The sequence below is a fragment of the Stenotrophomonas sp. CASM106 genome, from assembly GCF_049384825.1.
In the GTDB taxonomy this organism is placed as follows: domain Bacteria; phylum Pseudomonadota; class Gammaproteobacteria; order Xanthomonadales; family Xanthomonadaceae; genus Stenotrophomonas; species Stenotrophomonas muris.
This window is the reverse complement of sequence record NZ_JBMRFS010000004.1, coordinates 390,030-402,142: the sequence shown is the minus strand read 5'-3', so window position 1 is coordinate 402,142 and position 12,113 is coordinate 390,030. Positions and strand designations below refer to the sequence as shown.

General features: G+C 66.9%; 11 protein-coding genes. 5 read left to right on the top strand and 6 right to left on the bottom strand.

Annotation, left to right across the window (positions count from 1 at the left end):
• Window positions 1-28: 28 nt before the first annotated feature.
• Window positions 29-1,327, bottom strand: a complete 1,299-nt coding sequence (gene hmgA / locus VG556_RS12385; RefSeq protein ID WP_100450713.1) for a homogentisate 1,2-dioxygenase — start codon at window positions 1,325-1,327, stop codon at window positions 29-31.
• A gap of 85 nt (window positions 1,328-1,412) precedes the next feature.
• Window positions 1,413-2,525, bottom strand: a complete 1,113-nt coding sequence (hppD, locus tag VG556_RS12380) for a 4-hydroxyphenylpyruvate dioxygenase (protein ID WP_014648684.1) — start codon at window positions 2,523-2,525, stop codon at window positions 1,413-1,415.
• Between the two features lie 129 nt (window positions 2,526-2,654).
• Between hppD and VG556_RS12375 the strand changes: the two genes are divergently transcribed.
• Window positions 2,655-3,149, top strand: a complete 495-nt coding sequence (locus VG556_RS12375; RefSeq protein ID WP_014648685.1) for a MarR family winged helix-turn-helix transcriptional regulator — start codon at window positions 2,655-2,657, stop codon at window positions 3,147-3,149.
• Window positions 3,150-3,229: 80 nt separating this feature from the next.
• Here VG556_RS12375 and VG556_RS12370 read toward each other — a convergent pair whose 3' ends face one another.
• The 4 genes from VG556_RS12370 to VG556_RS12355 all read right to left on the bottom strand — a co-directional run bounded on the left by VG556_RS12370 (window position 3,230) and on the right by VG556_RS12355 (window position 7,778).
• Entirely contained in the window at window positions 3,230-4,369 is a 1,140-nt protein-coding gene (locus tag VG556_RS12370) for a hypothetical protein (protein WP_014648686.1), read from the bottom strand.
• 227 nt (window positions 4,370-4,596) lie between these two features.
• Window positions 4,597-5,202, bottom strand: coding sequence for a thioredoxin family protein (locus VG556_RS12365; RefSeq protein WP_014648687.1), 606 nt, complete (start codon window positions 5,200-5,202; stop codon window positions 4,597-4,599).
• Between the two features lie 19 nt (window positions 5,203-5,221).
• On the bottom strand, window positions 5,222-6,721 hold the full coding sequence (locus VG556_RS12360; RefSeq protein ID WP_005411345.1) for a peptide MFS transporter: 1,500 nt from the start codon (window positions 6,719-6,721) through the stop codon (window positions 5,222-5,224).
• A gap of 181 nt (window positions 6,722-6,902) precedes the next feature.
• Window positions 6,903-7,778 (bottom strand): tryptophan 2,3-dioxygenase, encoded by an 876-nt coding sequence (locus VG556_RS12355; protein WP_100450714.1) that lies wholly within the window; start codon window positions 7,776-7,778, stop codon window positions 6,903-6,905.
• A gap of 335 nt (window positions 7,779-8,113) precedes the next feature.
• Between VG556_RS12355 and pdhA the strand changes: the two genes are divergently transcribed.
• The 4 genes from pdhA to VG556_RS12335 are packed head-to-tail and all read left to right on the top strand — an operon-like array spanning window position 8,114 to window position 11,996.
• Complete coding sequence (pdhA, locus tag VG556_RS12350; RefSeq protein ID WP_049404539.1) at window positions 8,114-9,196, top strand: pyruvate dehydrogenase (acetyl-transferring) E1 component subunit alpha; 1,083 nt, start codon at window positions 8,114-8,116, stop codon at window positions 9,194-9,196.
• Window positions 9,189-10,256 (top strand): alpha-ketoacid dehydrogenase subunit beta, encoded by a 1,068-nt coding sequence (locus tag VG556_RS12345; RefSeq protein ID WP_005414714.1) that lies wholly within the window; start codon window positions 9,189-9,191, stop codon window positions 10,254-10,256. Before pdhA ends, VG556_RS12345 begins: the two co-directional genes overlap by 8 nt.
• Before the next feature lies 1 nt (window position 10,257).
• On the top strand, window positions 10,258-10,611 hold the full coding sequence (locus VG556_RS12340) for an SH3 domain-containing protein (protein WP_100450715.1): 354 nt from the start codon (window positions 10,258-10,260) through the stop codon (window positions 10,609-10,611).
• Window positions 10,608-11,996 carry a dihydrolipoamide acetyltransferase family protein gene (locus VG556_RS12335; RefSeq protein WP_046432903.1) on the top strand — a complete coding sequence of 463 codons (1,389 nt, stop codon included), beginning with the start codon at window positions 10,608-10,610 and terminating at the stop codon, window positions 11,994-11,996. Before VG556_RS12340 ends, VG556_RS12335 begins: the two co-directional genes overlap by 4 nt.
• The last annotated feature ends 117 nt before the right edge of the window (window positions 11,997-12,113 follow it).

Genomic DNA, 12,113 nt, shown 5'->3' with positions numbered 1-12,113 from the left:
CTTAATCCCCTCCGTCCCCTTTTTCGGGTCAGCGGTAGTTGTTGCGCAGGCCGTTCCAGCACTGCTGGTAATCGCCCTGGCGATGGCCGGCGGCCAGCGCCTGCGCGGTCGGACGGATCACCGCGCGGGTCTCGAACATGAAGGCCATCGTGTCCTTGATCACATCGGCCTTGGACAGATCGGCATTGGAGGCCTTGTCGAAGGTCGGCGCATCCGGGCCGTGACCGCTCATGCAGTTGTGCAGCGATGCGCCACCCGGCACGAAGCCTTCGGCCTTGGCATCGTAGGCACCATGCACCAGGCCCATGAACTCGCTGGCGATGTTGCGGTGGAACCACGGCGGGCGGAACGTGTTCTGCGCCACCAGCCAGCGCGGCGGGAAGATCGCGAAGTCCATGTTGCTGGTGCCGGGTGTGTCGCTGGGCGAATGCAGCACCAGGAAGATCGACGGGTCCGGATGGTCGTAGCTGATCGAACCGATGGCGTTGAAGCGACGCAGGTCGTAGCGGTATGGCGCGTAATTGCCGTGCCAGGCCACCACGTCCAGCGGCGAATGGTCGATCGGCGCGCGCCACAGGCGGCCCTCGAACTTGGCGATCAGTTCGAAATCGCCATCGACATCCTCGAACGCCGCGTGCGGGGTCTCGAAGTCACGCGGGTTGGCCAGGCCGTTGGAACCGATCGGGCCAAGGTCGGGCAGCTTCAGCAGCGCGCCGTAGTTCTCGCAGATGTAGCCGCGGCTCGGGCCATCGGGCAGTTCCACGCGGAACCGCACGCCGCGCGGGATCACCGCGATCTGCTGCGGCTCGATCTCGATCACGCCCAGCTCGGTCAGCAGGCGCAGTGCGCCCAGCTGCGGCACGATCAGCAGTTCACCGTCGGCGTCGTAGAAGTAGCGGCCGACCATGTCGCGGTTGGCAGCGTAAAGGTGGATGCCCACGCCGGCATGCGCGTCGGGCGAGCCGTTGCCACCCATCGTGTACAGGCCTTCGACAAAGTCGGTCGGCAGCTCCGGCAGCGGCAGCGGGCTCCAGCGCAGCTGGTTCGGTGAAGCCGGCTGTGCGCCGAAATCACACTGCAGCTGCGACTGCGCGAACGGAGTGAACTCGCCATGGGTCACCGCCGGGCGGATCCGGTACAGCCAGCTGCGGCGATTGCTGCCGCGCGGCGCGGTGAAGGCGGTGCCGGTCAGCTGTTCGGCGTACAGGCCGTGGGCCACCTTCTGCGGTGAGTTCTGCCCGACCGGCAGCGCGCCGGCGACGGCCTCGGTGGCGAATTCATTGCCGAAGCCGGACTGGTAGCCGCGGGCGGAGATGGCGGGGGACATGGGAACTCCAGAGATTGCCGGCCAGCGGCCGGCACTACCATTCGGACAGGCAATGCCGGCGGGACGCCGACATTGCCTGCGGACCTTACAGCACGCCGCGGCGGATCTGGTCGCGCTCGATGCTTTCAAACAGCGCGGTGAAGTTGCCTTCGCCGAAGCCTTCGTTGCCCTTGCGCTGGATGATCTCGAAGAAGATCGGGCCGATGCAGTTCTGGGTGAAGATCTGCAGCAGCTTGCGCTGGTGGGTTTCCGGATCGGCGTCGATCAGGATCTTGTTCCTGGCCAGGCGCGCCACGTCTTCACCGTGGTTCGGCACGCGCTGGTCGATCACGTCGAAATAGGTTTCCGGCGTGTCGAGGAAATCCACGCCCTGCGCGCGCATCGCTTCGACGGTCTCGTAGATGTTCTCGGTGAAGCAGGCGATGTGCTGGATGCCCTCGCCCTTGTACGCGTCCAGGTACTCGTTGATCTGGCTCTTCGGGTCGGACGATTCGTTCAGCGGGATGCGCACGATGCCGTCCGGTGCGGTCATCGCCTTGGACACCAGGCCGGTCTTCAGGCCCTTGATGTCGAAGTAGCGGATCTCGCGGAAGTTGAACAGGCGCTCGTAGTAGTCCGACCACTGCTGCATGTTGCCGAAGTACAGGTTGTGGGTCAGGTGGTCGATGAAGGTCAGGCCGAAGCCGAACGGGTGCAGGTCGGCCCCTGCGATCGGCTCGTAGTCGCCGTCGTAGATGCTGCCGGCGCTGCCATAGCGGTCGACCAGGTAAAGCATGCAGTCGCCGATGCCCTTGATGACCGGCGCGCTGACCGCCTTGCTGTCCGGCTTGAAGGCGATGGCTTCGGCGCCGTTGCCCAGCGCGGTCTGGTAGACCTCCTGGCCCGGCTTCTTGAAGCGGATGGCAAAGCCACAGGCGCAGGGGCCATGCTTTTCGGCGAAGTCGGCGGCGAACGAATCGGGGTCTTCGTTGACCAGGAAGTTGACGTCGCCCTGGCGATAGACGGTAATCGGACGCTGCTTGTGCTTGAGCACCGCGCTGAAGCCCATCTTCCGGAAGTACTCGTGCAGCTCCTGGCCACGGCCGGCCGGGGCGGCGAATTCGACGAACTCGAAGCCGTCGATGCCCATCGGGTTCTCGAAGGTGGTGACCTGCATGCCGGGATTGGGATGCGAGGCGGTCGGGACTGCGGTATTCATGGCGTGGCTCCGAATCGGTACCGCATCGGTACAAACCAGGTGCGGGCAGGTAGGGACCCGGCGAGAATGCAGGGTCTGGACCCACCCCTTATAGTTACACTTGAAACCACCAGCAAGGTGCACCGCAACATGAGCCCCGCCGATCCCGTTTCGACCCGCCTGCGTGCCTCGCACGTCCTGCTCGACCTGGAACAGTTCCTGCCGTACCGGCTGAGCGTGCTGTCCAACCGGGTCAGCGGCAACATCGCCAAGCTGTACGGCGATCGTTACGGTCTGGCGATCCCCGAGTGGCGGGTCATCACCATCCTGGCGCTGTACCCGGGCTCCTCGGCCAGCGAGGTCTCCGACCGCACGGCGATGGACAAGGTGGCGGTCAGCCGCGCCGTGGCCCGCCTGCTGGAGCGCGGCTTCATCAAGCGAGAGACCCACGGCGACGATCGCCGCCGCTCGGTGCTGGCGCTGTCGGCTGCCGGTTTCGAGGTGTACGAGACCATCGCGCCGATGGTGATCGAGATCACCCGCAAGCTGATGTCGGTGCTGAGCGAAGAGGAAGAGCAGGTGCTGGAAAAGCTGATCCTGCGCCTGGCCGGCGAAGGCCTGGAGCGGATGGGCGAAGGCGTCTGAAAGAAAAGGGGACGGAGGGGATTAAGTCGCATCAGGCACACCTGTGCTGATTGCGGCTTAATCCCCTCCGTCCCCTTTTTTCAGCTGAGGTGCTTGCGGCGTGCGTGGATCCACGGCACGGCCAGTGCTGCGATGGCGCCGCCGGCGAAGCCCAGCGATGCGGCCACCGTCGCTGCTTCGACCGCCCCCGGCAGCGCCAGCGCCGCCGCCACCAGCAGCAACGACGGCAGGCCGACGAAGGTGCCCAGGAAGAAGTGCCAGCGCGGTGACCAGGTGTTGAGCTGCAGCAGGCTGACCGGCTGCCAGGCGTCAGAGGCGGCGTCCTCGGCGATCTTCGCCACGGCCTTGGCCAGGTCCACTTCCGGCAGCGCGCGCCCCAGGCGGGCGGTCGCCAGCAGCTCTGCCACCGCTTCCACCGGCGGGAAGCTGGACGGCCATGCAACCGGCGCCGGCACGCCGTAGGCGGTCAGCAGCGGCACGCTCAACCACGGCGCCACCAGCGGGCGCATGCGGCGGCGCCCGTGCACGCACCAGATCTGCGGCTGGCCGTGCGCAGTGACGCTGTACAGCGCCAGTTCGTTGGCCGGCGGATAGCCGAGCATGGTCACCCGCGCGGCCAGGCTGTCCTGGCCCATCGCGCGCAGGAAGCCGGGGCGGCTGCGACCTTCCTGCATCCACGCCAGGCCCAGTGCGCCCACCAGATACGCCTCGGCGACGTCCTTGCTGCCGGCCGTGGCGCGCTCGTCACTGGCCAGATACCACGCCAGTGATTTCGGTTCGGCCACATCGTCCAGGCCCCAGCGGCTGTCGTCACCCAACACATGGCGCACCGGCAGTCGCGCGGGGGCGGTCTCGCCACGCTCGCCGGTCTGCAGGAAGGGCAGCACGCCCTGGATGAAGGTGGACAGCTCGATCGCGCGCGCGCCGTGGCCCTGCCATTCGGGCGGCAGCAGCCCGGCCAGCTGGCCTTCAGCGGCCAGCGCATCAAGCCGGGACTTCTGCTCGACCAGCTTCTGCACCGCCCCCTTCAGCACCACGTTGTCGGGCAGCGCGATCTGCGGCAGGCGATGGCGTGGCGGCGCCAGGTCGACGCTGTCCTCGCCGGTACCGGCGTCATCCAGCAGCGCTTCCTGCGGCGGCAGGGTCACGCCCTCGCCTGCCCCACCCTCGGCCAGGTCGCTGGCGGGTTCGGGCAATCGTTCGGCGTGGTCGCTGTGCATGGGCGTTCCGGAAGGTTGCATCGACGGGGTGTCGACTGAGGTCCTTGCCGGTAACGGCGTGCTCACGGTGAAGTTGAGACGCCGATTCAGAGAGTGTGACGGTGCGCGCAGTAGATCCGCGCCATGCGTGGATGCGCCTCAGTGCCGACCAACGGTCGGCACCCACCGGGGTGGGCGGTCAGCGGTCGGCACCCACCAGAGCATGCCGGCCAACGGCCGGCACTACCCTATTCCGGTTTGTCAGGCGCCCACTGCTTGAGGAAGGCGCTCACCCGCGCAGGCTGGAACGCCTCGCCCCTGCGCAGCTCGCCGGTGGCCTGCGATACCAGCAGGCCGCCATCTGCATCAAGCACCAGCAGGTACGGGTAGTCGCGCGCCATCACCGGGTACTGGGCGAAGAAGGCGGTGTTGGGCTGCTCGTCGCTGGCGTTGACCTTCACCCACACGTAGTGGGCATCGCGGAAGCGACGCAGGTCGCCGTTGCCTTCCACCACGTCGTCCAGCGCCCGGCAGCGCTCACAGGCGGCGTTGCCGACCTCCAGCAGGATCCGCTTCTTGCCACGCTGGGCTTCCACCTTGGCGGTGGCCAGGTCGTCGGCGGGGTTGCGGGCCGGGTCGAACTGCGCGCCGAGCCCGGCGATGGCGGCGATGTCCGCCGCCACCGGGGTGTTGCCCGAGGCCACCGGTTCGCTGGGGTCAGCAACCGGTGGCTCGGTGGGTCGGGTATCCAGGGGCTGCGTGGGCTCGGCGGCGGCAGGCGGTTGCGGTTGCGAACAGGCGCCGATCAGCGCCGCACAGACCACCACCATTGCACCACCGAGCTTGCTGCGCATGCCTTCTACCCTCTCATCATTACTTGACGCCGTGCATCAGCTTGTTGATCAGCGGGGCGATCAGGAACAGCACCACGCCGGAGCCGATCAGGGCCCAGAACCCGAAGGTATACCCCTTCAGGGCCGACTCGACCGTCATGCCGCCTTCACCACTGACCACGCCGGCGAAGATGCCCGACAGGTTGTTGCCGATGCCGGTGGACAGGAACCAGCCACCCATGCCGAAGCCGACCAGGCGCACCGGGGCCAGCTTGGTCACCATCGACAGGCCGATCGGCGACAGGCACAGCTCACCCACGGACTGGATGACGTAGACCATGAACAGGGTCCAGAACGGGATCTTGCCGTCAACGACCATCTGCGACAGGGCGAACATCAGCAGGGCGAAGGCGGCGCCGTTGAACAGCAGGCCCAGGCCGAACTTGCGCGGGATGGACGGATTGGCGCGGCCCATGGCCACCCAGATCCAGGCGATGACCGGTGCCAGGGTGATGATGGCCACCGAGTTGACCGACTGGAACCACGCGGTCGGGAAGGTCCAGTCACCGAACTGGCGGTTGACGATGTTCTCGGCCAGGAAGGTGAACGAGCTGCCGGCCTGTTCGAAGAACATCCAGAACATCACGTTGAAGGCGAAGATGATCAGCATGGCGATCACGCGGTCGCGCTGCACCTTGCCTTCGCGGATGCCCTCGACCAGCAGCAGGACGGCCAGCGCGGTGAACATCGCACCCAGGATCCAGGCCAGCGCGGTGGCGCCGGTAGCCAGCAGGAAGTACGCCACCGGGATGGCGACCACGGCACCGGCCAGCACCATGATGATGCGGCCGAAGCCTTCAGCGCCGGCCGGCGGTGCACCGATGCCCTTCAGGCCGGCGCGACCGATGTAGAACCACACCAGCGAGATCAGCATGCCCACGCCAGAGGCGATGAACACGACCTTGTAGGACGGCATCGCGTCGGTACCGAACACCTTGCGGGCCAGGTACTCGGTCAGCACCGGGGCGATCATCGCGCCGATGTTGATGCCCATGTAGAAGATGGTGAAGCCGGAGTCGCGGCGCTCGTCCTTCAGGCCGTACAGCTTGCCGACCATGGTCGAGATGTTGGGCTTGAACAGGCCGTTGCCTACGATGATCGTGGCCAGGCCAAGCTTGAAGATGTGCTCCTGCGGCAGCGAGATCATGAACAGGCCGGCGGCCATGATGATCGCGCCGGTCAGGATCGAGCGCTGGTAGCCCAGTACCCGGTCGGCCACGTAGCCACCGAAGATCGCCGCGGCGTATACCAGGGCCAGGTAGGCGCCATAGATGCGGCTGGCGTCGCCTTCACCGGCAGCGCTGCCGTTGTAGAACTGGGCGACGATGTACAGCACCAACGCCCAGCGGATGCCGTAGAACGCAAAGCGCTCCCAGAACTCGGTCATGAACAGCATCCACAACGGGCGCGGGTGGCCCAGCGTGGTCTTGAAGTCCGGCAGCGCCGGCTCTGGGGTGTTCGCAGTGGCGTTTACGCTCATGCGGATTTCCTGGTTCGGTGGATGACGAGCACGTCCGCTGTGCAGTTGGAGCAACGCGCGAGGATCACCGACTTCTGCCGTTCACGTCAAATACACGCCGTTTGAGGCAGGTGCCAGCCTGCTCGCTGAACTTGCATCTGAAACGATCCAGCCAATGGCCGGGGTCCAAGCTGAATGGGGGTCAGCCCAGTTCTGCCGGGGGTGCCGCCTGCAGGCTGGTGCGCACCTGGAACAGTTCGGGGAAGAAGGTCAGCTCCAGCGCCTTGGCCAGGAAGCCCACGCCGGACGAGCCGCCGGTGCCGCGCTTGAAGCCGATCACGCGCATCACCGTGCGCATGTGTCGGAATCGCCACAGCTGGAAGGCGGTCTCCAGGTCCACCAGGTCCTCGCACAGCGCGTACTCGCGCCAGTAGCGATCGGTGTCCTGGTAGATGCGTTCGAAGACCGGCTGCAATGCGTCGTCAGCCACGTGCGGCTGGGTCCAGTCGTGGGCCTCGTAGACCGCCGGCACGGCATGGCCGAAGCGGGCCAGGTACTTCAGGAATTCCTCGTACAGGCTCGGCGCCTCCAGCACGGTGCGCAGCTGCGCCTGCCCGGCCGGGTCGTGCTCGAACACCTGCAGCATCTGCGCGTTCTTGTTGCCCAGCAGGAACTCGATGTAGCGGTACTGCAGCGACTGGAAGCCCGACGATGGGCCCAGCACGTCGCGGAAACCCATGTATTCGGACGGGGTCAGCGTTTCCAGCACCGACCACTGCTCGGTCAGCTGGCGCAGCACCTGCTTGCTGCGCGCCAGCACCTTGCGGCACTGCCAGACTTCATCGCGCTGCAGGAAGCCGATCGCCGCACGCAGTTCGTGGCCGAGCAGCTTCAGCCACAGCTCCGAGGTCTGGTGCTGGATGATGAAGAGCATCTCATCGTGGTGCGGCGGGTTGGACAGCGGCTGCTGCGCGCTGAGCAGCTGGTCCAGCCGCAGGTAGCCGCCGTAGGTCAGGCTTCCCTGCAGGTCGGTGTGGATGCCGGCTTCGAGATCGCGTTGGTTGTTGTCGACGGACATGGGCGGGACCAGATCGGGGGCGGCAAGGGTAGCGCGTTGCCGCCGCGCTGGCAGCCGCCGGGTCCATACCGGGGCGTGCGGTGCCCCGTGGAGCATTGGCCGATGCGGGGCCTGCGCGTGGAACCGATCGGGTCGTTGCGCCAGCAGTCAGCCAGAGGCGTATTCTGATGCTTTGCAGCAACGACTGAATACGTTGTTGTTATTGGCCCCCCACCCGCCGGCAGGGGTAAAACAGGGCGTTGCCGTGTTGCGGCGCAGGAAGGCTATTCCGTACGCGTTCCTTAACATGGCGATTCATATCATTTGTAACTTCTCTGTCGAAGGTGCAGTACGCAATGACGGTTGCCGCTGAATTCAAGATCGAATACCTGCAGTACCTGGATACGGACGGCAAACTCGTCCGCGATGACCTGCCCGCGTCGCTGCGCGACCCCCAGGTCCTGGTACCGCTGTTCAAGCAGATGCTGTTCGTACGTACGTTCGACAGCAAATCCATCGCACTGCAGCGCACCGGCAAGCTGGGCACCTATGCCGCCTGCCTGGGCCACGAAGCCGCGCACGTGGGTATCGGCGCGGCGATGCAGAAGGACGACGTGTTCGCGCCTTCGTACCGCGAGTATGGCGCGATGTTCATGCGTGGCGTGCGCCCGCACGACGTGCTGATGTACTGGGGCGGCGACGAACGCGGCAACGATTACGGCGGCAACGCGGCCAAGGACTTCCCGTTCTGCGTGCCGATCTCCACCCAGTGCCTGCATGCCGCAGGCGCCGCGCTGAAGTTCAAGCTCAACAAGGAACCGCAGATCGCCGTGGCGGTGTGCGGCGACGGCGGCAGCTCCAAGACCGACTTCTACGCGGCACTGAATTCGGCCGGCGCCTACAAGCTCCCGCTGATCCTGTGCATCGTCAACAACGGCTGGGCCATCTCGGTCCCGCGTTCGGCCCAGACCGGTGCCGAAACGCTGGCGCAGAAGGGCCTGGCTGGCGGCCTGCACTGCCTGCAGGTGGACGGCAACGACCTGATCGCCGTGCTGGCTGCCATGGAGCAGGCGCGCGAACGTGCGCTGGCCGGCGACGGTGGCACCGTGCTGGAACTGATGACTTACCGCCTGTCCGACCACACCACCGCCGATGACGCGCGCCGCTACCGCGACGATGCTGAAGTGAAGGATGCCTGGCAGCGCGAGCCGATGCTGCGCCTGCGCAAGTACCTGATCAACGCCGGTGTGTGGAGCGAGGATGAGGAAAGCGCCTGGGTCGCCGAGTGCGGCAAGCGCGTGGACGAGGAAGTGAACCTGTACCTCAACACGCCGGTGCAGCCGGTCGAGGCGATGTTCGACTTCCTGTATGCCGATCCGCCGCCGGACCTGCTGGCCCAGCGTGCCCAGGCGATCGCCCTGGAGAAGCGCCATGGATGAGATCAAGAACGGCGCGCCCGGCGCGCACACCAACGCCGCCGACAGCGCTGCGGTCGCGCGCGGAGAAGAGAGCATGACCACCACCCCGATCACCCTCATCGAAGCCATCACCCAGGCGCTGGCCTGGGAGCTGGAACACGACCCGTCGGTGCTGGTGCTGGGCGAGGACGTGGGCGTCAACGGCGGCGTGTTCCGCGCCACCGCCGGGCTGCAGCAGCGCTTCGGCTCGGACCGCATCCTCGATACCCCGCTGGACGAAACCACCATCGCCGGCCTGACCATCGGCCTGGCCGCACAGGGCATGAAGCCGGTGGCCGAAGCCCAGTTCGACGGCTTCATGTACCCGATGGTCGACCATATCGTCTGCCACGCGGCACGCCTGCGTTACCGCACGCGTGGCCGCCTGCACTGCCCGATGGTGCTGCGCGTGCCGTGGGGCGGTGGCATCCGCGCGCCGGAACACCACAGCGAAGCCAACGAGGCGATCTTCACCAACGTGCCGGGCCTGCGCGTGGTGCTGCCGTCGTCGCCGCAGCGTGCCTATGGCCTGCTGCTGGCCGCGATCCGCGAGCCGGATCCGGTGATCTACATGGAGCCCAAGCGCATCTACCGCCAGTACAAGGAAGTGGTCGTCAACGACGGCGAAGCCTTGCCGCTGGACGTCTGCTTCGTGCTGCGCGACGGCACCGACGTGACCCTGGTGACCTGGGGCGCGCAGGTGAAGGAAGCGCTGGAAGCGGCGGACAAGCTGGCCGGTGAAGGCATCAGTGCCGAAGTCATCGACGTGGCCACGCTGCGTCCGCTGGACTTCGCCACCATCGCCGAATCGGTGGCCAAGACCGGCCGCTGCGTGATCGTGCAGGAGGCCCCGAAGACCGCGGGCTTCGGCGCCGAGATCGCCGCGCGCCTGGCCGAGGAATCGATCTACGACCTGCTGGCCCCGGTCGAGCGCGTCACTGGCTACGACACCCACATTCCGCTGTTCCGCCTGGAAATGAAGTACCTGCCGAGCGTTGAGCGGATCGTGGCTGCGGCCAAGCGCGCGGTGGCGGCCGGCTGACATGCGGGCCCGCCTTATGGGGGCTTACCGTAGCCAGTATCCCAACCCGCTCCGGTTCCACACCGGCCAGATCGTCGAAGTAGGTGTCCGTGACGAGGAATGGCCGGCGTTTGCCTGGGTACGCACCAACGATGGGCGCGCTGGATGGGCGCCCATCGCCTGGTTGCAGCTGCTGGACGAGGGTCGCGCCGAAGCGCTGTGCGACTACGACGCCCGCGAGCTGGATGTGGAAAGCGGCGAGATGGTGAAGCTTCATCACGAACACGGCGGGTGGTGGTGGTCCGAGCGCGCCAATGGCGCGACGGGCTGGCTGCCGGCCCGCGAACTGGAACTGCTGGAAGAGAACTGCAAATGAGCCAGACCAAGAACTTCAACCTGCCCGACCTGGGCGAAGGCCTGCCGGACGCGACCATCGTCGAGTGGTTCGTCAAGGAAGGCGATGTGATCAAGCTGGACGAGCCGCTGGTGTCGATGGAGACCGCCAAGGCCGTGGTGGAAGTGCCCTCGCCGTTCTCCGGCAAGGTGCTGAAGCTGTCCGGCGGCGCCGGCGACATCATCCCGACCGGCTCGGTGCTGGCCAGCTTCGAACTGGACCCGAACCTGCCGCAGCGAGCCGATGGCCAGGACACCGGCCACAGCCATGGCCACGCTGCACCGGCGGCCGCACCGACCCCGCCGCCGCTGCCGGCTGCGGCCGCTCCGGTTGCCGCCGAGGAGGCCAAGCCCGCCGCGGCCGAGCGCGATGACGCCGGTACCGTGGTCGGCGCGATGCAGAGCTCCAATGCCGTGCATGCCGAACAGGCGCTGGCCGTCGGTGGCGTCAAGGCCGTGCCGGCCGTGCGTGCGATGGCGCGCAAGCTGGGCGTGGACCTGAGCCGCGTGGCCGCTACCGGCACCGATGGCGCGGTGACCATGGCCGACGTCAAGCAGGCTGCCGCCAACGGCAGCGCCAAGCTCGGCGCTGCTCCGGCACCGGTTGCCGCTGCTGCCTATGCCGCGCCGGCCCCGGCGCAGGTGTCTGCCCCCGTGCAGAGCGAAGCCCGCACCCCGCTGTCCGCCGCCGGCAAGCCGATGCGTACCCAGCCGCCCGGCGTGGTCGCCAAGGGCCAGCCGGAACCGCTGAAGGGCGTGCGCCGCAACATGGCCCGCGTGATGGCCGATGCGCACAGCAAGGTCGTGCCGACCACGCTGAACGACGACGCCGACATCCATGCCTGGCTGCCGGGCAACGACGTCACCGCCCGCCTGGTGCGTTCGATCGTGGTCGCCGCGCAGAAGGTGCCGGCGATGAACGCCTGGTTCGACGGTGAAGCGCTGACCCGTACCCTGCACGCGCAGGTGGACATCGGCATCGCCGTGGACACCGACGACGGCCTGTTCGTGCCGGCCCTGCGCAACGCCGACATGCTCGACGCACGCGGCATCCGCGAAGGCGTCAACCGCCTGCGCGAGCAGGTGGAATCGCGTTCGATCGCGGCGTCGGAACTGAGTGGCTACACCATCTCGCTGTCCAACTTCGGCATGTTCGCCGGCCGCTACGCGACCCCGGTCGTGGTGCCGCCGTGCGTGGCCATCGTCGGTGCCGGCCGAGCCCGCCACCAGATGACCCCGGTGATGGGCGGCGTGGAAGCGCACAAGGTGATCCCGCTGTCGGTCACCTTCGACCACCGCGCAGCCACGGGTGGTGAAGCTGCCCGCTTCCTGCGCGCGATGATGGACGACCTGGCACTGGCCAGCTGATCAGCCACCTGACCGGTGGGTGCCAACCGTTGGTTGGCACATGACTTGGAGAGAACGCCGGGCATTGCCCGGCGTTTTTTTTCCGGCATCCACGCATGGCGTGGATCTACACAATGC